A 21,569-nucleotide genomic window follows, 5' to 3' on the forward strand; every position below is an offset into this window, starting at 1 on the left:
GTATCTCAACTGAATCCTTAATATTGTCAATAAGACGGAATTATCACGTAATTGCAAGCGCTTCAATAGGGTGTTGCTGGAAAAAGGAAAGCACATCTGCCTTGGCCAGAATTATGATTGGCCTAACTAAAACTCTTTCAATGAGTCTTCAGATTTTAAAATAAATAATATCAGAATGCAACAAAATGAGAAATGTAAAAAATAAAACGTGCATTTATGCACGTTTTATTTTACCCCGATAAATTCAGTTGGAAACGAGAACTCCCCAATTCGTTTATATTTCTCATAGCGCTGGCTTAGTAATGTATCTTCATCTAAAACCAGCAGCTCTGACATCGAGTCTTTTAATATTTTATCCATATACTTTGCTTGCTGCTTCAAATCTTTATGTGCTCCGCCTTTTACTTCAGGAATGATTTCATCAATGATTCCAAGCCCTTTAAGATCAGGAGCTGTAATTTTCATGGTTTCTGCCGCTTTTTTAGCTAAAGAAGAATCTTTCCAAAGGATGGCCGCTGCTCCTTCTGGAGATATAACCGAGTATGTGGAGTTCTCCAGCATGTGAATGTAATTGCCCACTCCTAGTGCAAGAGCTCCGCCACTTCCGCCTTCCCCGATGACAACACAGATGACCGGAACCTTCAAGCCAGCCATTTCGAACAGATTTCGTGCGATTGCTTCACTTTGTCCCCGTTCTTCAGCCGCTTTCCCTGGATAAGCACCCTTTGTATCTATAAAACAAATAATCGGCCTTCTGAATTTTTCAGCCTGCTTCATTAGACGCAAAGCTTTGCGGTAACCCTCCGGATGAGGCATACCAAAGTTCCTCCGGATATTTTCCTTCGTATCTTTGCCGCGCTGGTGGCCAATAACTGTAACTGGATAGCCATGGAACTTTGCAATACCGCCAACAATCGCTTCATCATCTCCAAAAGTCCTGTCGCCATGGCATTCGAAGAAGTCAGTAAACAGCAAAGAGATATATTCAAGCGTCGTTGGACGATTTGGGTGCCGGGCAATCTGTACCCGATCCCATGGTTTCATGTTCTCATAAATTTCAGTTTCAAGCTTTTGCAATCTTGCTTCAAGCTTATCTATTTCAGAGCTAAGATCAACATCGGTATTCTTGGTGAATTCCTTCAGCTCACTTATTTTTTTCCTTAATTCTAATACTGGTTTCTCGAATTCTAGTTCTCCTGCCATTCGAACGTCCCTCCTGGCTGATGGATTTCAAGTATTCCCGCAATTTTTTCCTTCAAATCGACTCTCGAGATTACCGCATCAAGCTGTCCATGCTTCAGCAAAAACTCCGCTGTCTGGAAGTCTTCAGGCAATTCCTCTCGAATAGTCTGTTCGATGATCCTGCGGCCCGCGAAGCCAATTAATGCCCCAGGTTCTGCCAGATTGTAGTCCCCTAGACTGGCAAAACTTGCAGAAACTCCCCCGGTTGTAGGGTGGGTCATGATGGAGATGATCAGCCCTCCATTATCGCTGAATCTTTTCAGTGCGACACTTGTTTTTGCCATTTGCATGAGACTCAGGACACCTTCCTGCATCCTCGCCCCGCCTGAGGCAGTAAAAATAATGAATGGAATGGACAGTTCATCGGCTTTCTCTATCGCTCTTGTAATCTTCTCGCCTACAACAGATCCCATGCTTCCCATCCTGAAGGTCGCATCCATGATCGCTATGGCAACATCATATCCGTTCACAGAACCTATGCCGGTAACTACCGCCTCGTTCAAATCCGTTTTTTCCCGGTCCTTTTCCAGCTTTTCCTCGTATCCAGGAAAGCCGAGCGGATTGCCTGATACCATTTCGCGGTCCAATTCGCGGAAACTTCCTATGTCAAGGAAGCTTTTAATCCGCTCATCTGAATTCATTTGATGATGGTAACCACACTGGATACAAACCTTGCAGTTTTTATTCAGTTCTTTCGTATACATGATTTTTTTGCAGTTCGGACATTTAGTCATGATTCCTTCAGGAACATCCTGCTTTGCTGCTTCAGAAGGAATTGTCGCGTACTTCTTCTTTTTCGTTTTAGTAAAAAGCTCCTTAAGCAATGTATAACCCCCTCCGAATAATACTGGTTGTTTTGTAATATCCTTATTTTGCAAGGCTGGATTCTCACTGATTATGGCAGTGACAAAAAGATCATTAGTAATAAAGCACTAGGTGGTCAGACCACTACATCAAAAAAGAAAGAGAGGCTTCGATCCAGGCATCATAAGCATGTCCACAAGTATATAACATCAAATTTTCGAAAGATGTTACTTCATGTCGTTACTCGTCCGACAATTTCCGCAGCATGCGATACCTTTTCAGGATCAGTCCCCCACTTTTTGTTGTAAGCGAGTCCACCAGCAGATGATAATCTTCTTTTGGAGCCGGAATTACTTTCAGATTAAGTGCTTTGTAGTAATCATTCAGTATATACCAAATTCGATAAAATAAATGATTGTCAGCAAGGTCTGCAATTCTTCGGAAAAACTCCTCATCCTCAAAATTATGGTCATCTATCCAGACCTTTAACCTTCTGATTTCATCTTCATTAATCTTTTCAGCTGCCAGATAGAGACAATCAGCCTCGATCATATTTTTCGTTTCTACTACATCATCTTTGGCTTTTTCATCCTGCAGGATAAAGGTGCTTAATAACTGGACTAGCTGGTTGCCGCGAAAGTCCCTGATAAAGGTCCCTTCTCCCCTTCTCGTCTCTATCAGCCCAAGAAGCTCTAAGGCCCGCAACGCCTCGCGAACCGAAGAGCGCCCAGCAATCAGGCGCTCCGAAAGTTCACGTTCCGAGGGAATTTTATCTCCTGGCTTCAAGCCGTCTTTATTAATCATTTCCCTTAGCTGCCTGACGATTTCCACATACACTTTTGTGCTTTTTTCAGGCTGTGCCACTAAGAGATCACTCACCTTTTCCAATTAATGCAAGAGTTTCAGTACGCTCCCTGACTTCGTTCGGATCCACCTTGATGCGTGCAACTCCGGTTTCCATCGCCGCATTAGCAACAGCCGCTGCAACTGCAGGTGCCACCCGAGGATCGAATGGGCCCGGGATTACATAATCGGCTGAAAGCTCTGTTTCCTCAATCAGGCCGGCAATAGCCTCAACTGCAGCCACTTTCATCTTTTCGTTGATATGGGTAGCTCTGGCATCCAGGGCTCCACGGAAGATTCCCGGGAAAGCGAGAACATTATTCACCTGGTTAGGGAAATCCGAACGTCCAGTACCAATAACGGCCGCGCCTGCAGCCTTCGCTTCCTCTGGCATGATTTCCGGCACCGGATTTGCCATCGCAAAAATGATAGGGTCAGTATTCATTGACTGTACCATTTCTGAAGTCAAAGCTCCGGCAACAGAAACGCCGATGAACACATCAGCACCTTTAATTGCATCAGTAAGCGAACCTTTAACGTTGTCGCGGTTTGTAAATTTCGCTACTTCATCCTTGATTGCATTCATGCCGTTAGGGCGTCCTTCATAGATAGCACCCTTTGTATCACACATGATGATGTCTCGCACACCATACGAATATAGAAGCTTGATGATGGCAATTCCCGCAGCTCCTGCTCCGTTTGCGACCACTTTTATCTCATTCATTTTCTTGCCTACTATTTTCAGCGCATTCACAAGTCCTGCAACAGTCACAATGGCTGTTCCATGCTGGTCATCGTGAAAGACAGGAATATTCGTTTCTTTTTTCAGCCGCTCTTCAATTGCAAAGCAGTTTGGCGCAGCAATATCCTCAAGGTTGACACCGCCGAAGGTCGGCTCAAGAAGCTTTACGGTCTCAACGATTTTATCTACATCTGTTGTGTTCAAACAGATTGGAAATGCATCTACACCTGCGAAACTCTTAAAAAGAACAGCCTTCCCTTCCATTACAGGAAGAGCGGCTTCAGGACCGATATTTCCAAGGCCAAGGACGGCAGTGCCATCGGATACAACGGCCACCATATTGCCCTTCATTGTATAATCAAAAACAGTTTCAGGCTTATCATATATTTCCTTGCAAGGCTCCGCGACACCTGGAGAATAGGCAAGGCTTAAATCTCTGGCATTCCTTACAGGCACTTTCGACTTAGACTCTAATTTCCCTTTATTCACACGGTGCATGTGCAAAGCTTCTTCACGTAAAGTCAACTCAGGTCCACTCCTTAGTTATGGGCTCTCTCCATCAATTTAATTGCCTCTAGTCTATCTGCAATCTGGATTTAGCAGTTTCGTTTCGATGAAAAATGCAAGAGATCAGCGACACAATAATAGGCGAACTGACTGGTTAACAAATAAATCTGCCTATTCCAGTGGTCTGACCACACATATCCTTTTTCCAATATAACACATCTATTATACTTGTAAAGAACTAATTTTTCAGGACAACATTGTTGTCACCTAATACCTTCTTTAATTCTGCAACAGTTCCCAGCTCTGTGTTCACATTGAACTCATTAGGTAACAGTATTGATTTCTCCGTCTCTTCGTTATACACAATAACCGGTATAGCACCATGATGTTTTTTTAATAAAGCTTTAAGCTTGTCCATCTTGCCTGTGCTGTCCCCTCCACGGGTGATTCGTAAATATAATACAGGCTTTTTCTGCTGCGCCTTATCCGCTTCCTTTTCAAGGTCAAGCACCTGCTGGACGATAAACTGGCTTTTGCCGTCCCGCTCATCGAATTTCCCTTCCAGCAGTGCCATTTTCCCCTGTCCCAGCACATTTCCATACTGCTTATAAACTGACGGGAAGACAACAGCTTCTGTTTCGCCGCTCGCGTCACTGAGAGTCAGGAAGGCCATCGCCTCACCTTTTTTTGTGCGGATTTTTTTCTGATCAGTAATATAGACACCAAGCCTTATTTTGCTGCCTGGGGACTTTGAGGCTATCTTTTTAACATCCGCAGCGAGGAACTCCTTCTCATAAATAGAAACAGGGTGCTTTGATAAATAGACTCCCAGGATCTCTTTTTCAAGACTCAGTTTGTCTTCGATCCTCATTGGGTCAACTTCTATATACTTCGGCTTCAAGGAAAATTCAGCTTCAGCGAACATATCGATTTGTCCTGTGTCATCCGGGGCAACGAGCTGAGCATGTTCAATTGCCACGTCAATCGTCGCCAAAAGGACGGCCCGGTCCTGCCCGAATTCATCGAATGCGCCAGAATAAATCAGTGCTTCAAGCACTTTCCTGGAGGCTGCCTTTTGCGGAACCCGGATACAAAAATCGAATATATCTTTAAACGGTTCAATCCTTCTCGCCTGGAAAATCTCCCTTAGTGATGCAATCCCTACACCTTTAATTCCTGCCAGGCTATATCGGACGGCATCTCCCTCGGGCTGGAAGCTGAAAGCGCTTCTGTTGATTGATGGAGGCAGAAGCTTGATTTCCATCTGCTGCAGTTCTCTGGCATATTGAGCGATTTTTGCATCATTGCCTATGGCAGAAGTCAGCAGTGCAGCCATGAAATATAAAGGGTAATGTGCTTTGAGATAGGCGAGCTGATAGGCGATCATACTGTAAGCTACAGCATGGCTGCGGTTAAATCCGTAATTCGCGAAACTGACGATCAAATCATAGATAAGATTCGCTGTTTGTGTATCATAACCTTTTCTCAATGCTCCATTTACAAAATGTTCACGTTCCTGTGAAAGGACCTCTTTCTTTTTCTTTGAAACTGCCCTTCGCAACAAATCGGCTTCCCCAAGAGAGAAACCTGCCATCTTTGAGGCAATCTGCATGATTTGCTCCTGATAGACAATTACTCCATATGTATCCTTCAGTATCGGCTCGAGGTCTTTATGGTAAAAATCAATCGGTTGCCTTCCGTGCTTGCGGTCAATGAACAGCGGAATATTTTCCATCGGACCAGGGCGGTAAAGTGCATTGACAGCGACGATATCTTCGAACCGTGTTGGTTCCAGTCTTGTCAGTACCTTCCTCATGCCTTCAGACTCAAGTTGAAAGATTCCGGTTGTCTCTCCTCTGCCAAGCAATTCAAAAGTTTGCTTATCTTCGGCGGGAATATCACGTACATGCAGCTTTTTCCCAGTTTTATGCTGGATAGAATGCAGGATGGAATCAATTAAAGTCAGATTTCTGAGTCCAAGGAAGTCCATCTTCAATAGACCTATTTCTTCGAGATGATCCATTGAATATTGAGTGAGGAATACCCTCGACTGTCCGGATTGGATTGGCACCACATTAGTGAGCGGCTGTTCACTGATGACGACACCCGCGGCGTGAGTGGATGTATGACGCGGCAAACCCTCAAGCTTTATCGCCGTTTCAAGGATTCTCTTATTTTTTGATGACTCCTCAATAAACTCCCTGAGCCCGGAGGATTCCCTGATCGCATCCTTCAGCGTGATTCCCAGCTTTGAGGGAACAAGCCTGGATAGTCGATCCAGTTCCTTTGTGTTCAGACCGAAAACGCGGCCCACGTCCCTGACCGCTGCCTTGGCAGCAAGTGTTCCAAAGGTCGCGATCTGCGCGACATGAAGCTCCCCATATTTTGAAGCGACATATTCTATGACCTCATCCCGCCTATTGTCAGGAAAGTCGATATCGATGTCGGGCATTGAAATCCTTTCTGGATTCAAAAACCTTTCGAAGAGCAGGTCATGTTCAATAGGGTCAGCATCAGTAATGAACAGCGCATAGGATACAATCGACCCTGCAGCGGAACCACGTCCAGGCCCGATAAGGATTCCTTTCTCTCTCGAATATTTGATGAAATCCCATACAATCAGGAAGTAATCGCTAAAGTTCATTTTTTTAATGATCGTTAGTTCATACTGAAGTCTTTCAACATGCTGCCGGGATGGATTTCCGTAACGTTTTTCCAGCCCCAAGAAACAAAGTTCTTCAAGCATCGCATCGGCGTTTTTTCCCGGCTCGACAGGAAACTTGGGCAAATGCCTTGTTCCAAAATCAAGCATTACATTGCAATCTTCCGCTATTTTCAGCGTGTTTTCCAAAGCTTCAGGATACTCCTGGAACAGATCGCACATTTCTTTTGCCGGTTTCAGATAAAACTCGTTGCTGCCAAGTCTTTTACGTTCATCATCCTGAAGCTTCTCGCCATTCTTTATCGCCAGAAGGCATTCCTGGGCAAAGGAATCTTCTTTTTCCAAATAATGTACCTGGTTGGAAGCTGCCAATGGAGTGTTTGTCTCTAATCCAACCCTGGCTAGCTGTTCAACAAGTTCCCTTTGTCCTGGAAGACCATGATCCTGTATGGCCAGGTAAAAGTCATCCTTACCAAAAATTTGTTTATATAAATCAATCGTCTTTAACGCTTTCTCTCTTTCTCCATTTGAAAGATAATATTCTATCTCACCCGTAGTGCCAGGTGTCATCGCAAATAGGCCAGATGCATAATGCTTCAGCCACTTAACGGGAATTCCTTCAGGTGATTTTGTCTGTACTGCGCTTGAGATTTTAATCAGGTTCTGAAATCCCTCATTGTTTTTCGCCAGGAGCACGAGCGGGAAGGATTCATTTTCCAAAGAGGTACTGACAACATCAACAGTCAGGCCCAAAAGAGGCTTGATTGAATTCCTCAAGCATTCTTTATAAAATGCAACCGTTCCGTACATTACATTGTGATCCGTCAGTGCGAGTGCGGAAAACCCTTTTGCCCTTGCATCACGGACAAGCTGCTCGACGGTGGCGGTACTAGTGAGCAGGCTGAATGCACTATAGACATGAAGGTGAATAAATGGCATTTCTCTCACACCCTTTAAAGGTAGGTTCATCTTCTTTCATTATAGGCTTTTTAGTAAAAAAAAGAAAATATGTTCTCATTTGTTTGCGTAAGTTTAAACATATTGATGGCGGTTTGTCCATATGATGAATTACAAGGAAAAAATCGACTTTTTACAAAAGGGTGTTTATCATGAACCAGCCATTTATCCCTGGGTTGTTTGAAGCATATTTTATCGCGCTTGGAGTTTTGCTTGGCGGCTCATTGATCGGAGGATTGGCCGCATTTTTAACCGGACAGCCTTTAATGACAGAAATTGCCCGTTTCTCTGGTTCTATCAGGATATGGGCAATCATTGCCGCGATTGGCGGAACATTCGACACCGTCTACAGCTTTGAAAAAGGACTTTTGCAAGGGGAAACAAAGGATATTTTCAAACAGTTCTTATTGATCCTGACTGCCATGGGTGGCGCTCAAACCGGGGCTCTTCTAATCGATTGGCTGACACAGGAGCATGTCTGAAATGAGGATTCCTCCATATTACCGCAGACCAGAATGGCAGAGGTTCTTTTCTGGTGTGGCAGTCGGAGCACTCGTTAGCTGGGTTTTATTTTTATACATCAATGGTGCCTGGATGGAAAAACACGCAAAAAAAATTGAGCAGCAAAAAGATGAGATTGCAGACTTGAAGAGCGACATCCAAATCTGGATGCAGGATTATGAAGAGTTAAACAAAAAGAACGAGGAAAAGCTCACGGTGCAGGAGATCAAAGTGAAAATCGTCAATGACAAAAAGTATAAACAGCTAGATACCCTCAGCATCTTCGAAATTGAGGAGGATATCAAAGGCCAGCTGAACATGCTCCTCGCCAAGGATCTTGACTCAGTTTTTAAAAGCAGGGAACTGATCACAAGAGTGATTGAAAACAAATCAATCAAGGTTAATGACAAACGCTATAAACTGAAAATCAAGTCAATGGTGATTTATACTTCTGTCAGTATTCAAGTGGAAATCAGTTTAGATTGATACGGGGATCTGGATGGAGATGGTGTTAGCGGGTATTTTCAGGAAAGCCTATTTTGTTGTTTTTTTGACAGCTTTGGCCGGATTTCCAGCTATGCAGTCTTTTTTTAACGACTTAAATGGAATCCTTTTCTTCCTGCTTTCTTTGGCGGATTCCCGAATGAACTGCCTTAATTATCTCTTTTACAGAATTAAAGGTAATTCCCTCCAGTTCCCTTCCATTTGTGTGGCTGCTTTGGAAAAGGGGAATTATAAGATCAATATAAAAAGTTTCAGACTGGAGGGTTTGATATGACTTTTAATAATGGAGCCGGAAATAGCGGCAGTGGCATTGGCGGAGGGATATTCCCTCCTTACGCTATGAATAATGTCAATGACGATAACCAGATTAAATTAAATGAAGATCAATATGATGTTTATGTAAATGATGATTTTATCGGCAAAAAAAGCCTTAAGAACCAGGGGGAACATCTTTCGGATATCGATGACTTTTTAAAGCAGCAGGGTATCAAGGATTTCACCGCTTCCCTTGATGGTGACCATTATAAAATCAGGACGGATGGATTAAATGCAGAAATAACGAATGCTTTGAAGGTTTATTTTAATAATAGATAAATAAAGCAGGTGCGTTTCGGATTGAAACGCACCTTAATTTTATTCTTTACATGCTTCGATTAAATCTTCCAGTACACGATCGACATCGTCCCAGGAATAAATTGAGGCACCGGCAGCAAGCGGATGGCCTCCGCCATTATATTTCCTTGCAATCGTATTGATGACAGGGCCTTTGGAACGGAGTCGAACACGGATTTGATCAGACTCTTCAATAAAGAATGCCCACGCCTTGATTCCCCCGACATTGCCGAGTTCACTGACCAGCAGGGAAGCTTCTGACGGCTTCACAGAAAACTGGTCCATCAATTCCTGTTTCATCACGACCTTTGCAGCACCGTTTTCAAGCAATTCAAAGTTCTGGAGGATGTATCCGTTCAGCTTCACTACATTCGGCGCCAGTTCATACATTCTGTCATATAGCTCTGTACGCGAGAAATTATAGTGAATCAGTTCTCCTGCATATGCAAAAGTCTTATTTGTCGTGCTCGGATACAGGAATCTGCCAGTATCGCCAACAATGCCGGCATAAAGCAATCTTGCTGCCTCATCAGACATTCTGAGTCCCTTATCCTTGAAAGTAAGGTAAAACTCATAGATCATTTCACTAGTGGAACTTGCCGAAGTATCCACCCAGAGAAGGTCCCCATATGGGTCTTCATTTGGATGGTGATCAATCTTGACCAGCTGTTCCCCCAGGCGATAACGCTCGTCGCAAATCCGCTCGGCATTCGCGGTATCACAGACTATCACAAGCGCCCCTTTATAAGTACTGTCAGGAATTGAATCCAGCCTTCTCAGGTAATTGAGGGATTGCTCCTCAACACCTACAGTGTATATATTCTTCTCCGGATAGGAAGCCTTCAAAACCTCAGCAAGTCCTCCCTGCGAACCGTACGCATCCGGGTCGGGCCGCACATGGCGGTGGATAATGATCGTTTCATAATTCTCAATTGCCTCAAGTATTTGCTCTTTCATTAAAATGCTCCTTCACCTTTATCATATCTTAATTATGAACATATTTTTTGGAAAAGAAAAGCATGAAGATGTACACAGGCTGGGAAAAACAATGGTTATTTTCCAGTTTGCTAATAAATCATTGGATTTTGCGAATAAATCATTGGATTTGCGATTACTACATGTTTTTTGCGAATAAACTGCGTTTTTTGCGAATAAACCCTGATTTTTTCGGTTAAAAGACTCACCCTACCATTAAAAGTAGTGTTTTTATAAAATCTATAACCTCGCTTATTACTTTATGCCATTCTTAAAAGCTACGGTATGGCATTCTCCTTAAATTAACGTTAAAATAGGGGTGATTATAAATTTGGAGGAATTGCAATGCCTATTCTCGTATTATTGATTGTTCTTTCATTTGTCTTCTATATCTTTTACAAGATTAAATATGTCCGCAGCAAAAGGCCTGCTGAGCGAAGCTGGCTTTCTGCAAAATCGAGCATTGCCCTTGGACTTTTCGTCGCATTGTTCGGGATTAACCAGTTATTCCTTTTCCAGACGACTGTCACCTACATCGTGGGTGCTATATTCATTGTCATAGGTTCATTGAGTGTTTGGGGCGGAATCAAAGCCTATAAATTCTATCTTCCTCATGCCGTGAAGGAAGCCCGGGAAAATTAATTGTTCAAAAAAGCCGATCCTGTCCCGGATCGGCTTTCTCATTCCATTAATGCCTGTCAATCAGCTGGCACATCATCATCGCCTTGCCTACTAAAATACCTTCATTGAAGGCTTCGATATCGACTTTTCCAAACTTCCTTCCTACTTCGAGCACCTTCGGATAAATCTCTATGACACTGTCAATCTGGACTGGCTTGATAAAATAAATGGTCATGTTTTCGACTACCAAATCACCTTTTTTATAGCCTCTGAGCACCCTGTTCGCTGCTTCGGTGACAATTGTCGTGAATACGCCATACGAAATAGTTCCGAGGTGATTTGTCATCTGCGGAGTCACCTGGCAGCGGAAAATTTCTTCATCTTTGTTTTTTCCTTTTGCCAGTACTAGCTGGTTGGTCACTGTATCGTCCAGGGTCTCACCTACCTGCGGTTGGCGCTGGATCATTTGAAGGGCCTTTAACACATCTTGTCTGCTGACAATCCCCTGAAGCCTGTTACCGTCATCAACAACCGGAAGGACCTCAATTCCTTCCCACACCATCATGTGGGATGATGAAGCCACGCTCGTCGAACCACTGACAGTCATCGGACTCTTTGTCATAATTTTATCAATCAAAGTTTCCTGCTCATGGCCCATAACATCCTTGGAAGTAATCATCCCGATTACTTTCATATTCTGGTCAACAACGGGGAAACGGCTGTGCAGGGTTTCATCCTTATGGCGGTACCAATCTGATACACGGTCATTTGCTTTTAGAAAAACCGTTTCGGACACCGGTGTCAGGATATCCTCGACTAGAATGATCTCCTTTTTGATTAACTGATCGTAAATCGCACGGTTGATCATCGTCGCCACTGTAAAAGTATCATAGCTGCTTGAAATAATCGGCAGCTGCAATTCATCTGCCAGCTTTTTGACATGGTCTTCTGTATCGAACCCACCTGTCACCAAGACAGCGGCACCCGCCTTTAATGCTTGTTCATGCGCTTTGTCGCGGTTCCCGACAATCAGCAGGTTGCCTGCACCCGTATATCGCATCATCGCTTCCAGCTTCATTGCCCCGATGACAAATTTATTTAATGTTTTATGAAGTCCTGCACGGCCGCCAAGTACCTGTCCATCAACGATATTGACGACCTCTGCGAACGTTAGTTTTTCAATATTTTCTTTCTTCTTGCGCTCAATCCTGATGGTTCCTACACGTTCAATCGTGCTTACATATCCTTTATTTTCCGAATCCTTTATGGCTCTGTATGCAGTTCCTTCGCTTACGTTAAGCGCCTTGGCGATTTGGCGTACCGATATTTTCTCACCTATTGGCAATTCATCAATATATTGAAGTATTTGTTCATGCTTAGTTGCCAAGACTTTCACCCTTTATCATAATTTTCCGTTCAATGAAGCCATATCCATACTCATTATAAGGTTTTAAAGGGTTTGATTCAATTGTATTACGGTGCAAGTGCAAATTATTGGAAAAGGCAAGGACTTCAAAAGAAAAACTGGCCGATTTGCTCAGCCAGTGTAGACGCGCGATTTCCTTTTCTGGTTGCTTCCCGCTTTTCCGCTTCCAGTCCGGGACTGCTTTTTCGGTGTGTATAAAAAGGCTGCCAGATTCCCTGCGAATACAAGAAGAGCGAGGAAAAGCCATGAGCCTGCAAACAGGGCTTCTTTTCCTCCTGCCTGGATATTGAGCTCCGGCATTGCTATGTAGAGCATCACACCGCATAATAACAGGTACAATAAGTAGCGGTTCTTCTTCATAATTCCCCTCCTATTAGGTTGTCTTAATTCATATTTATGCTTATGAGGGGGAAAAAAGCATAAAAAGCTGCACAACTTTTTGTGCAGCAAGTGAAATTACAATTCGATAGCCTCTCCTGCTTCAAGGACACGGCCCTGGTTATTCTTTAGCATTTTTACAAAAGCTTGTGGATCCTGTTTAATTGGCGGGAATGTGTTGAAATGGATTGGCACAACTTGCTTCGCCTTCAGGAATTCTGCAGCCAATGCAGCATCTTCAGGTCCCATTGTAAAATTGTCCCCAATTGGCAGGAATGCCAGGTCTATTGGATGTCTTTCCCCGATCAGCTTCATATCAGAAAATAGACCTGTGTCACCTGCATGGAACACTGTTTTTCCTTCAGCCATGAACAAGATTCCTGCAGGCATGCCACCATAAATGATCTCATTGTTATCACTGATCATGCCCGTTCCATGAAAAGCCTGTGTCATTTTGACCTTTCCAAAATCAAATTCATAAGCCCCGCCAATCGACATACCATGTGTGTTCAAGCCCTTCCAGCTTAAATATGTAGCGACTTCGAAATTGGCGATTACAAGAGCGTCGTGTTTTTTTGCCAGTTCGACCGTATCCCCGAGGTGGTCTCCATGTGCATGGGTGAGGATAATGACATCCGGCTTAACATCCTCCACCTTCAGATCCGTCAGGTCATTGCCTGTGATGAATGGATCAATCAGGATTGTTTTCCCATTTGTTTCGATTTTAACAACAGAATGGCCGTGATAAGATACTTTCATATTATTGCTCCTCTCTTTTTGTGCATAGGATCCGGCTTGCAACCGCAGCCTCCAATTATTACAAAAAATAGCCATATTATTAAATAATTTCAACACCCTTTGACTATCTCCTGCTTCAATTTTCTTTTACCCTGCAACCTCATCGATTAAAAGTTTTACTTTTCACCTCTGAATTGCTACTCTCATAGTGTGATGTACATATCGGAGGAGGAATTTCTATGACTGAAAGATTGGCTGCGTTATCAGGATGGATGAAAGACAATGGTGTTGATGTCACTTTTGTTACATCTCCAGATAATGTCTTTTATTTAAGCGGTTTTTTAAGTGACCCGCATGAAAGATTGCTGGCGGTTGCGGTATTCCAGGATGCCGAGCCTTTCATGATTTGCCCGGCTATGGATAAGGAAAATGCCAAGAATGCCGGATGGGCACTTGAAATCATTGGCTACAGCGATACTGAGGATTCAATGGAACTTGCCTTCAATGCGATGAAGAAGCGTGTTTCTTTCATCAAGAAGATCGCGATTGAGAAAGAACAGCTGAATGTCGAGCGCTATGAAAAGATCGCCGGACTATCAGACGGTTCTGAATTTGTCTCTGCAGAAGAAAAACTGCGCCTGATGCGTATGGTGAAAACCGAGGAAGAATTGCAAAGGCTTAGAAAAGCTTGTGAGCTGGCTGATTTTGCCATTGAAACAGGAGTAAGCGAAATCAAAGAAGGCAAAACAGAGCTGGATGTCCTTGCTGCGATTGAGTATGAGTTGAAGAAAAAAGGCGTAACCGAAATGTCCTTTTCAACAATGGTCCTTACTGGCAAGAATGCAGCAGCCCCACACGGTACACCAGGACTGACTAAAATCAAAAAAGGCGACCTAGTGCTGTTTGACCTTGGCGTCGTGATGGATGGCTATTGCTCTGATATCACAAGGACGGTAGCATATGGCGAGATTACCAAACAGCAGGAAGAAATCTATAACACCGTCTTGAAGGCACAGTTGAAGTCTCTTGAAACTGCACGTGCTGGAGTGTCATGTTCAGAGGTTGACCTCGCAGCAAGGAATGTGATTGAAGAAGCAGGATATGGCGACTACTTCCCACACCGTCTTGGACACGGACTTGGCGTCAGTGTCCATGAATACCCGTCATTAACAAGCACGAATCCGTTATTGCTGGAAAAGGGAATGGTATTCACAGCAGAACCTGGAATTTATGTACCAGGCGTGGCAGGTGTAAGGATTGAAGATGACGTGGTCATCACCGAGAGTGGAATTGAAATTTTGACGAAGTACACTAAAGAATTAGTCTTTGTGTCGTAAAATAGAAACGACAACCGCCTGCGATCCCGGATCCAGGCGGTTAGTTGTGTGAGTAATTAAAATGGAAGTTCCATTTTTACAGCGAATTTTGATAGCGAAAAGTTCTTTCTATAGCCAATTTAATTTTTTATAGCGAGGAAATTCTTTTTTATAGCGAATTTTCTTTTTTTATAGCGAGAAATTCTTTTTTATAGCGACTTTTCTTTTTTTATAGCGAGAAATTCTTTTTATAGCGACTTTTCTTTTTTTATAGCGAAAATCAAATTTTTATAGCGAATTGGAAAATATCCAGGTTTTTTTCCAATACAAAAAAGAGCAGCATCAGCAGCTGCTCTTTTCCTGGTTAGCGATTATCCACTTTTTCCGGATACATATCGTGATTCATCATCCGGTAGTTTGCCATTTCCTCATACTTGGTTCCTGGCTTGCCATAGTTTGTATAAGGATCAATTGAGATTCCGCCCCTTGGCGTGAATTTTCCCCAGACCTCGATATATCTTGGATCCATCAGCTTAATCAGATCGTTCATGATGATGTTCATGCAATCCTCGTGAAAATCACCGTGGTTCCTGAAGCTGAACAGATACAGTTTCAATGATTTGCTCTCGACCATCAGATGATCAGGAATATAGCTGATATAAATCGATGCAAAATCCGGCTGTCCGGTGATTGGACACAGGCTCGTAAACTCAGGGGTATTGAATTTAACAAAATAATCTCTGTATGGATGTTTATTTTCAAACGTTTCCAAAATTTCAGGACTGTATTCAAACAGGTATTTGGTCCCCTGGTTGCCTAGCAAAGTTAAATCATTCATTTCCTCTTCTTTTCTTCCAGCCATTGTAGTAGCCTCCCATATAATCCGCAAGCGCTTATCGAGGCAGATACCCTGCTAATAAAAAAACCACATCCTCCTGGATATGGTTGAAATTTTTCAAAGCCATAGTTTTTTATAGAGGGTGTCCGCTATGAACCTCTCCCGCGATGCAGGATGTTTATTCAATTTATATTGCAACTATAATGAAACATCCTATTAAAGTCAAAAGAAATTTTTTCATCATGCTCTTTCACACAGACAAAAAGAAATTATGACAAATCTGTGCATTTCCAGTTTTTTATTTTTACATATGTTCATATGGTTATTTACATTTGTTCAATCAACTGATATATTATTCATGTAAGTAACACATACTAATTTGAGCTATATTTTTTTCTTCATTATGAAAGCGTTTCATTATATTTTTTTGGAAAGGGAATGAATAATATGACTAAAGATTTAGCAGGTATGATTGACCACACATTGCTTAAAGCAAATGCTACCGAAGCAGAGATTGTAAAGCTGGCCGAGGAAGCAAAAGAATATAAATTCGCTTCTGTCTGTGTTAACCCAACATGGGTAAAAACTGCTGCTGAAATTCTTAAGGATGCTGAAGGTGTAAAAGTTTGTACAGTAATCGGCTTCCCTCTTGGAGCTACTACTTCTGAAACAAAGGCATTCGAAACTAAAAATGCAATTGAAAATGGCGCGACTGAAGTCGACATGGTTATCAACATTGGTGCATTGAAGGATAAGCAGTACGACTTGGTCGAAAAAGATATCAAAGCAGTTGTTGATGCTGCCAAAGGCAAAGCATTGACTAAGGTGATCATCGAGACTTGCCTGCTTACAGACGAAGAGAAAGAAATGGCTTGCAAGCTTTCCGTGAATGCAGGAGCTGATTTTGTTAAGACATCTACAGGTTTCTCAACAGGAGGTGCCACAGTAGAGGACATCGCTTTGATGAGAAAAACAGTGGGTCCTGATTTGGGCGTAAAAGCTTCCGGCGGCGTAAGAAGCCTTGAGGATGCACAGAAAATGATCGAGGCAGGGGCTACAAGAATTGGCGCCAGCTCTGGCGTAGCGATCGTCAATGGACTGTCTTCTGAATCTTCATACTAAGCAATAACAAATCATTCGGGAATGGGGAATGGAAGATGGATAAAAAAACGCTTGTTGAGAAAGCGATTGAAGCAAGAAGCACAGCATACGTTCCATATTCTAAATTTCAGGTTGGCGCTGCCATCATTACTAGCAATGATCATGTTTATCTTGGCTGCAATATCGAAAATGCATCTTTCGGCCTGACGAACTGTGCTGAAAGAACAGCTATTTTCAAGGCCGTTTCAGAAGGCGATACTGAAATCAAAGCGATTGCAGTTGTTGCGGATACAGAAGGTCCTGTTTCTCCTTGCGGTGCTTGCCGCCAGGTTATTGCAGAATTCGCAACTGAAAATACAAAGATTTATCTCTCCAACCTTAATGGAGATGTGAAGGAAACAACAATCGATGAAATCCTTCCTGGTTATTTCACATCAAAGGATATGGAAAAAGTCGATCAGTCTAAAAAGATGGTTTAAAAATCTACAAGTAAACAATGGGGCAATTCCTTCTAACCAAATATAGGGTTATGGGATTGCTCTTTCTTATTCAATCTATTTATTGCTTGATAGATAAAGGAGGAAAGAGCCGTTCATTCCATAAGGACGGCATACATCATGGGAGACGCAGGTTTATTATTATCAGGCGCAGCACTTTTCCTGAACAGCTTAATGCTTATGGGAAAAGCCAATGCGAAAAGCGTAGCAGTATTCAATTTATTTATCGGGGCCATGCAGGTAATCGTACCATTTTATTTAATCGTTGCCTCTGACCAGAACAACTGGACCATATACAGCCTTGCAAGCATCTTTCTCTTTGGCTTCACTTATTTATATGTTGGCATGACTCTGTTAAAAGATCTTGATGTAAGCGGATTAGGATGGTATTCCCTTTGGGTTGCTGTCCTTGCACTTATCTACGCTTTCGTTGCTTATGTCCATTTTGAAGACATCGTCAGCACTCTTACATGGCTGATGTGGGCTTATCTCTGGTTCCTATTCTTCCTGTCGATGGGAATGAACAAGAAGATCGATGCCTATATTGGCAAGGTCGCGATGGTCCAGTCATGGCTGACCTTGACCTTCCCAGCTTTGCTGTCAATGACTGGCTTATGGAAAACAGACCAGGTTACTAGCGCATGGATTTACTTCTCGATTGCTGCTTTTATGTATTTTGCTTATATTACAATAAAGCTAAAGAAAACACCTTCCCGAACCGGGGAATATGCGTAATTCAAAAAACGTCCTGCCGATTGGCGAGGACGTTTTTTTGACATTACTTCGCAAGCACATTTGTCAATACTGGAACGACTTGCTTCTTTCGTGATACAACACCTTTTAAGGTCGCAGTGTTATTTTCAAGTTTTACATTGAATGCTTCTTCGACCGCAGCAGCTTTCTCACCAACCGCAAGCGCAGCTGAATCATTCGTCAAGATATCAGTGATCACCAATAAGAATAAACCAAGTTTCTTTTCTGTCACTTTATTGATCAATGCTTCTTCAAGCTCTACCTTGCGTAAAAGAACATCATTCACATCAACTGTGTTTACCTGCGCGATTTCAACTTTGGAATCTCCCATCTGGAATTCCTTTGCATCAAGAGAAATAAGTTCCTCAATTGTTTTGCTGCTGAGGTCAGCACCAGCCTTCAGCATGTCAAGGCCGTATTCCTCAGCATCCACTCCGGCAATTTCAGCCAGTTCACGTGCAGCAGCCACGTCCTGATCTGTGCAAGTTGGCGATTTGAACAGCAAGGAATCGGAAATGATTGCTGAAAGCATAAGACCTGCAATATCTTTATCAATTTCAACATTATTTTCCTTGTACATCTTGTTCAGGATTGTTGCAGTGCAGCCTACTGGCTCGACTCGGAAATAAAGTGGATCGCTTGTTTCGAAATTAGCCACACGGTGGTGGTCAATCACTTCCACGATTTGCACTTCAGTTATATCTTCAGCACTCTGCTGACGTTCGTTATGATCAACAAGGATGACCTTGTCCACTTCTTCAGAAACCCTGCCAGCAAGGCGTGGTGCCTCAGCCTTGAAATAATCTAATGCATATTGAGTTTCCCCATTGACCTGGCCCAGGCGAACTGCTTCCGCATCCACACCGAGCTTTTTCTTTAGATTCGCATAAGCAATCGCAGAGCAGATTGTATCTGTATCAGGATTTTTATGGCCAAAAACAAGAACTTTTTCCATCATGACACTCCTTAATTACAATTTATCACGGACATGCTGCTTGAGAATCCGTATATCCCATAAATAATATACGCTAAAATTAAAAGATTTTAAACTGCTTTGTCCAAAATTGGCATGTGTTATTGGAATAAAAAGATCCGGGACACCGCCCCGGATCTGGATAAATTAGATTTGCTCCAATAATGTTCTTGTTTCTGAATATACGAGGTTATGAGCTTCAGCAACTGCCTGGTACGTGACGTAGCCATTAAGTGTGTTGATGCCCTTCAACAATGCTTCATTATCAAGGCAAGCCTGCTTGTAGCCCTTGTTCGCAATTTGAACAGCATATGGAACAGTTACGTTCGTCAACGCGATTGTGCTAGTCCTAGGAACAGCACCAGGCATATTGGCAACAGCATAATGTACGACACCATGCTTCTCATAAGTAGGGTTGTCGTGAGTAGTGATTCTGTCTGTTGTTTCGAAAATGCCGCCCTGGTCGATCGCAATATCGACAACGACTGAGCCTGGATTCATGGACTGAATCATTTCTTCAGTCACAAGCTTAGGAGCTTTAGCGCCAGGAATCAATACAGCGCCGATTACAAGGTCAGATTGCTTGACTGCCTCAGCGATATTCAAAGGATTAGACATTAGAGTGGTAATATCAGATCCAAAAATATCGTCTAATTGGCGAAGACGGTCAGGGTTCAAGTCAATCATTGTAACTTCAGCACCAAGTCCGACTGCCATTTTCGCTGCATTCGTTCCGGCCACACCGCCACCGATGACAGTAACTTTACCTCTTTGGACACCTGGTACTCCGCCAAGAAGGATTCCTTTACCGCCATGAACTTTTTCAAGGAACTGTGCACCAATTTGTGTAGACATCCTTCCAGCAACTTCACTCATAGGCGTAAGCAATGGAAGTGAACCGTTTGCCAGCTGAACAGTTTCATATGCGATACCAACTACCTTATTTTCAATCAGGGCCTTTGTCAGCTCTGGTTCTGGAGCAAGGTGTAAATATGTAAATAAGATTAAACCTTCACGGAAATATCCGTATTCTTCTGGCAGAGGTTCTTTAACCTTCATGACCATTTCCTGTGCCCATGCTTCTTGTGCACTTTCAACAATGAGAGCACCGGCAGCTTTGTAATCCTCATCAGTGAAACTTGAACCGATTCCAGCCCCTGCTTCGATATAAACTTCATGACCGAAGTTCACAAGGTTGACTACACCAGCAGGCGTCATAGCCACACGGTTTTCATTATTCTTTATCTCTTTAGGTACACCGATACGCATTGTTGCATACCTCCTATGTATTATGATTGCTCTTCCATTTCACCTTGCTTCTCTATCCTATTATTTTACGAGGAAAATAGAAAGAAAAAACAAGAATGAAAACACTTTCATTTTAGTAGAAAAAAGTTCGTTTGGCAAAACAAATCGTTCGAACTTGTCTAAAAATGAATATTCCTTATATTTGGAATAAAATAAATATTTTTTACGTCCTTGCCCTGCCTCTACTGTATTTCAGATGGGATCACAGAATTTGATTTAAAATCAATAATCTCCAGCCGGTGCCGACTTACCTTCTATCAGACTGAAAAATATGGGATTAGCTTCCGGTTCGCCAAAATAAAAGAGAAATGCGCCAATATATTTGAATTTCACCAGTAAAGGTTTTTTCCAATAAGACAAAGGTGGTCGCATATAAAATTGTGAAAACCGCGGATAAATAAAACCCATACACTTATAAAAGGCTTGCTAACAAATTCCTCAACGATAGCAAGCCTTAAGTTCTTTTTCATCGTTTTCTCGTACCTAAAGGCTGCCTATCTCCTGAAACTACAAAGTTACCGTGTTTATCTTTGCTCCTCATTGGCTTCAGCGGCCGCTTTCATCTGATCCTGGGGAACGATTCCGCTGTTGTATGAATCCATGATCTGCTGGCTGACTTGCATGACACCCTGGTCATCATAGTCATAAAATGCCCGTCCTTGTTTTTCTTTCTTATCCATGTGAAATACCTCCTTTTATTTCTTGCTTGCATTCATAGTTTTCGTTGGATTGTCACAGCTATACCAAGGAAAGTGTTGTATAATATAGGTAAAGGAGGCGAGAACTATGGCACTATATTACAGGAATATATTAGTTGCCGTGGATGGTTCTAAAGAGGCAGCATGGGCTTTTAAAAAGGCCATTGAAATCGCAAAAAGAAATGAAGCAAGACTGGTCATGACCCACATCATCGACTTACGTACTTTTGCAACTGTTGAGGCCTATGACCGCACAATCTCTGAGCGTGCAAACCAGTTCGCTACAGAGTTGATGGAAAGTTACAAACAACAGGCTATCGATGCAGGAGTCAAGGATGTAAGCTACGAAGTGGATTATGGATCTCCAAAGGTTAAGATTGCGAAAGATGTTGCAAAAAAATACAACGCCGACCTGATCATATGCGGAGCAACAGGAATGAACGCAGTGGAGCGCTTCTTCATTGGAAGTGTTTCAGAGCATATCACACGCTATGCATCCTGTGATGTTCTGGTAGTGAGAACTGACAAAGCTGACTAGCTATCATGATTAAATAAAGCACGCAGCGAATTGCT

General features: G+C 42.7%; 22 protein-coding genes. 9 read left to right on the plus strand and 13 right to left on the minus strand.

Annotation, left to right across the window (positions count from 1 at the left end; all coding sequences use genetic code 11):
- Positions 1-225 precede the first annotated feature (225 nt).
- From accA to dnaE, 5 genes are all read right to left on the minus strand, one after another.
- The gene (gene accA / locus B5X77_RS21955) at positions 226-1,203 is read right to left on the minus strand and encodes an acetyl-CoA carboxylase carboxyl transferase subunit alpha (RefSeq protein WP_079510025.1); all 978 of its coding nucleotides are present in this window, start codon (positions 1,201-1,203) and stop codon (positions 226-228) included.
- The gene (gene accD, locus B5X77_RS21960; protein ID WP_079510026.1) at positions 1,188-2,066 is read right to left on the minus strand and encodes an acetyl-CoA carboxylase, carboxyltransferase subunit beta; all 879 of its coding nucleotides are present in this window, start codon (positions 2,064-2,066) and stop codon (positions 1,188-1,190) included. Before accD ends, accA begins: the two co-directional genes overlap by 16 nt.
- A gap of 220 nt (positions 2,067-2,286) precedes the next feature.
- Entirely contained in the window at positions 2,287-2,910 is a 624-nt protein-coding gene (locus tag B5X77_RS21965) for a FadR/GntR family transcriptional regulator (RefSeq protein ID WP_079510027.1), read from the minus strand.
- Positions 2,911-2,917: 7 nt separating this feature from the next.
- Positions 2,918-4,156: an NADP-dependent malic enzyme gene (locus B5X77_RS21970; RefSeq protein WP_079510028.1), complete on the minus strand. Its 1,239-nt coding sequence runs from the start codon at positions 4,154-4,156 to the stop codon at positions 2,918-2,920.
- 220 nt (positions 4,157-4,376) lie between these two features.
- Positions 4,377-7,739, minus strand: coding sequence for a DNA polymerase III subunit alpha (gene dnaE, locus B5X77_RS21975; protein ID WP_079510029.1), 3,363 nt, complete (start codon positions 7,737-7,739; stop codon positions 4,377-4,379).
- A gap of 170 nt (positions 7,740-7,909) precedes the next feature.
- Here dnaE and B5X77_RS21980 point away from each other — a divergent pair, with 170 nt between their 5' ends.
- From B5X77_RS21980 to B5X77_RS21995, 3 genes are all read left to right on the plus strand, one after another.
- Positions 7,910-8,239, plus strand: coding sequence for a sporulation membrane protein YtrH (locus B5X77_RS21980; protein WP_079510030.1), 330 nt, complete (start codon positions 7,910-7,912; stop codon positions 8,237-8,239).
- Between the two features lies 1 nt (position 8,240).
- A complete protein-coding gene (ytrI, locus tag B5X77_RS21985) occupies positions 8,241-8,744 on the plus strand; it encodes a sporulation membrane protein YtrI (protein ID WP_079510031.1) in 504 nt (167 codons plus the stop codon).
- A gap of 288 nt (positions 8,745-9,032) precedes the next feature.
- A complete protein-coding gene (locus tag B5X77_RS21995; protein ID WP_079510033.1) occupies positions 9,033-9,356 on the plus strand; it encodes a hypothetical protein in 324 nt (107 codons plus the stop codon).
- Positions 9,357-9,395: 39 nt separating this feature from the next.
- Here B5X77_RS21995 and B5X77_RS22000 read toward each other — a convergent pair whose 3' ends face one another.
- Complete coding sequence (locus B5X77_RS22000) at positions 9,396-10,331, minus strand: DHH family phosphoesterase (RefSeq protein ID WP_079510034.1); 936 nt, start codon at positions 10,329-10,331, stop codon at positions 9,396-9,398.
- Between the two features lie 363 nt (positions 10,332-10,694).
- Here B5X77_RS22000 and B5X77_RS22005 point away from each other — a divergent pair, with 363 nt between their 5' ends.
- Entirely contained in the window at positions 10,695-10,991 is a 297-nt protein-coding gene (locus B5X77_RS22005) for a YtpI family protein (protein WP_079510035.1), read from the plus strand.
- Positions 10,992-11,037: 46 nt separating this feature from the next.
- On the opposite strand, the gene B5X77_RS22010 is transcribed toward B5X77_RS22005, so the two are convergent.
- From B5X77_RS22010 to B5X77_RS22020, 3 genes are all read right to left on the minus strand, one after another.
- Positions 11,038-12,357 carry a DRTGG domain-containing protein gene (locus B5X77_RS22010; protein WP_079510036.1) on the minus strand — a complete coding sequence of 440 codons (1,320 nt, stop codon included), beginning with the start codon at positions 12,355-12,357 and terminating at the stop codon, positions 11,038-11,040.
- Positions 12,358-12,507: 150 nt separating this feature from the next.
- Positions 12,508-12,756, minus strand: a complete 249-nt coding sequence (locus tag B5X77_RS22015; protein ID WP_079510037.1) for a hypothetical protein — start codon at positions 12,754-12,756, stop codon at positions 12,508-12,510.
- Between the two features lie 96 nt (positions 12,757-12,852).
- Positions 12,853-13,533, minus strand: a complete 681-nt coding sequence (locus B5X77_RS22020; protein WP_079510349.1) for a metal-dependent hydrolase — start codon at positions 13,531-13,533, stop codon at positions 12,853-12,855.
- 218 nt (positions 13,534-13,751) lie between these two features.
- On the opposite strand from B5X77_RS22020, the gene B5X77_RS22025 reads away from it, so the two are divergent.
- Positions 13,752-14,849: a M24 family metallopeptidase gene (locus B5X77_RS22025; protein WP_079510038.1), complete on the plus strand. Its 1,098-nt coding sequence runs from the start codon at positions 13,752-13,754 to the stop codon at positions 14,847-14,849.
- A gap of 343 nt (positions 14,850-15,192) precedes the next feature.
- On the opposite strand, the gene queF is transcribed toward B5X77_RS22025, so the two are convergent.
- Positions 15,193-15,690: a preQ(1) synthase gene (gene queF / locus B5X77_RS22030; RefSeq protein ID WP_079510039.1), complete on the minus strand. Its 498-nt coding sequence runs from the start codon at positions 15,688-15,690 to the stop codon at positions 15,193-15,195.
- A gap of 423 nt (positions 15,691-16,113) precedes the next feature.
- Here queF and deoC point away from each other — a divergent pair, with 423 nt between their 5' ends.
- The 3 genes from deoC (at position 16,114) to B5X77_RS22045 (ending at position 17,999) form a co-directional block, all read left to right on the plus strand.
- A complete protein-coding gene (gene deoC / locus B5X77_RS22035) occupies positions 16,114-16,788 on the plus strand; it encodes a deoxyribose-phosphate aldolase (protein ID WP_079510040.1) in 675 nt (224 codons plus the stop codon).
- A gap of 35 nt (positions 16,789-16,823) precedes the next feature.
- Positions 16,824-17,246, plus strand: coding sequence for a cytidine deaminase (locus B5X77_RS22040; protein WP_079510041.1), 423 nt, complete (start codon positions 16,824-16,826; stop codon positions 17,244-17,246).
- Positions 17,247-17,384: 138 nt separating this feature from the next.
- Positions 17,385-17,999: an AmiS/UreI family transporter gene (locus tag B5X77_RS22045; RefSeq protein WP_079510042.1), complete on the plus strand. Its 615-nt coding sequence runs from the start codon at positions 17,385-17,387 to the stop codon at positions 17,997-17,999.
- A gap of 43 nt (positions 18,000-18,042) precedes the next feature.
- On the opposite strand, the gene B5X77_RS22050 is transcribed toward B5X77_RS22045, so the two are convergent.
- From B5X77_RS22050 to B5X77_RS23525, 3 genes are all read right to left on the minus strand, one after another.
- Positions 18,043-18,972, minus strand: coding sequence for a manganese-dependent inorganic pyrophosphatase (locus B5X77_RS22050; protein WP_079510043.1), 930 nt, complete (start codon positions 18,970-18,972; stop codon positions 18,043-18,045).
- Positions 18,973-19,137: 165 nt separating this feature from the next.
- Positions 19,138-20,259: an alanine dehydrogenase gene (gene ald / locus B5X77_RS22055; RefSeq protein WP_079510044.1), complete on the minus strand. Its 1,122-nt coding sequence runs from the start codon at positions 20,257-20,259 to the stop codon at positions 19,138-19,140.
- Positions 20,260-20,822: 563 nt separating this feature from the next.
- Positions 20,823-20,978, minus strand: coding sequence for a hypothetical protein (locus tag B5X77_RS23525; RefSeq protein WP_176167399.1), 156 nt, complete (start codon positions 20,976-20,978; stop codon positions 20,823-20,825).
- A 106-nt stretch (positions 20,979-21,084) separates the two neighbouring features.
- Between B5X77_RS23525 and B5X77_RS22060 the strand changes: the two genes are divergently transcribed.
- Entirely contained in the window at positions 21,085-21,534 is a 450-nt protein-coding gene (locus tag B5X77_RS22060) for a universal stress protein (protein ID WP_079510045.1), read from the plus strand.
- Positions 21,535-21,569: the final 35 nt, after the last annotated feature.

It is taken from the genome of Mesobacillus jeotgali (assembly GCF_900166585.1).
GTDB classification, from domain to species: domain Bacteria; phylum Bacillota; class Bacilli; order Bacillales; family Cytobacillaceae; genus Mesobacillus; species Mesobacillus jeotgali_A.

Coding starts and splice junctions, on each gene's coding strand:
- accA (WP_079510025.1), bottom strand. CDS start 1,203: ATGGCAGGAGAACTAGAATTCGAGAAACCAGTATTAGAATTAAGGAAA.
- dnaE (WP_079510029.1), bottom strand. CDS start 7,739: ATGCCATTTATTCACCTTCATGTCTATAGTGCATTCAGCCTGCTCACT.
- B5X77_RS21980 (WP_079510030.1), top strand. CDS start 7,910: ATGAACCAGCCATTTATCCCTGGGTTGTTTGAAGCATATTTTATCGCG.
- ytrI (WP_079510031.1), top strand. CDS start 8,241: ATGAGGATTCCTCCATATTACCGCAGACCAGAATGGCAGAGGTTCTTT.
- B5X77_RS21995 (WP_079510033.1), top strand. CDS start 9,033: ATGACTTTTAATAATGGAGCCGGAAATAGCGGCAGTGGCATTGGCGGA.
- B5X77_RS22000 (WP_079510034.1), bottom strand. CDS start 10,331: ATGAAAGAGCAAATACTTGAGGCAATTGAGAATTATGAAACGATCATT.
- B5X77_RS22005 (WP_079510035.1), top strand. CDS start 10,695: ATGCCTATTCTCGTATTATTGATTGTTCTTTCATTTGTCTTCTATATC.
- B5X77_RS22015 (WP_079510037.1), bottom strand. CDS start 12,756: ATGAAGAAGAACCGCTACTTATTGTACCTGTTATTATGCGGTGTGATG.
- B5X77_RS22020 (WP_079510349.1), bottom strand. CDS start 13,533: ATGAAAGTATCTTATCACGGCCATTCTGTTGTTAAAATCGAAACAAAT.
- B5X77_RS22025 (WP_079510038.1), top strand. CDS start 13,752: ATGACTGAAAGATTGGCTGCGTTATCAGGATGGATGAAAGACAATGGT.
- queF (WP_079510039.1), bottom strand. CDS start 15,690: ATGGCTGGAAGAAAAGAAGAGGAAATGAATGATTTAACTTTGCTAGGC.
- deoC (WP_079510040.1), top strand. CDS start 16,114: ATGACTAAAGATTTAGCAGGTATGATTGACCACACATTGCTTAAAGCA.
- B5X77_RS22040 (WP_079510041.1), top strand. CDS start 16,824: ATGGATAAAAAAACGCTTGTTGAGAAAGCGATTGAAGCAAGAAGCACA.
- B5X77_RS22045 (WP_079510042.1), top strand. CDS start 17,385: ATGGGAGACGCAGGTTTATTATTATCAGGCGCAGCACTTTTCCTGAAC.
- B5X77_RS22050 (WP_079510043.1), bottom strand. CDS start 18,972: ATGGAAAAAGTTCTTGTTTTTGGCCATAAAAATCCTGATACAGATACA.
- ald (WP_079510044.1), bottom strand. CDS start 20,259: ATGCGTATCGGTGTACCTAAAGAGATAAAGAATAATGAAAACCGTGTG.
- B5X77_RS23525 (WP_176167399.1), bottom strand. CDS start 20,978: ATGGATAAGAAAGAAAAACAAGGACGGGCATTTTATGACTATGATGAC.
- B5X77_RS22060 (WP_079510045.1), top strand. CDS start 21,085: ATGGCACTATATTACAGGAATATATTAGTTGCCGTGGATGGTTCTAAA.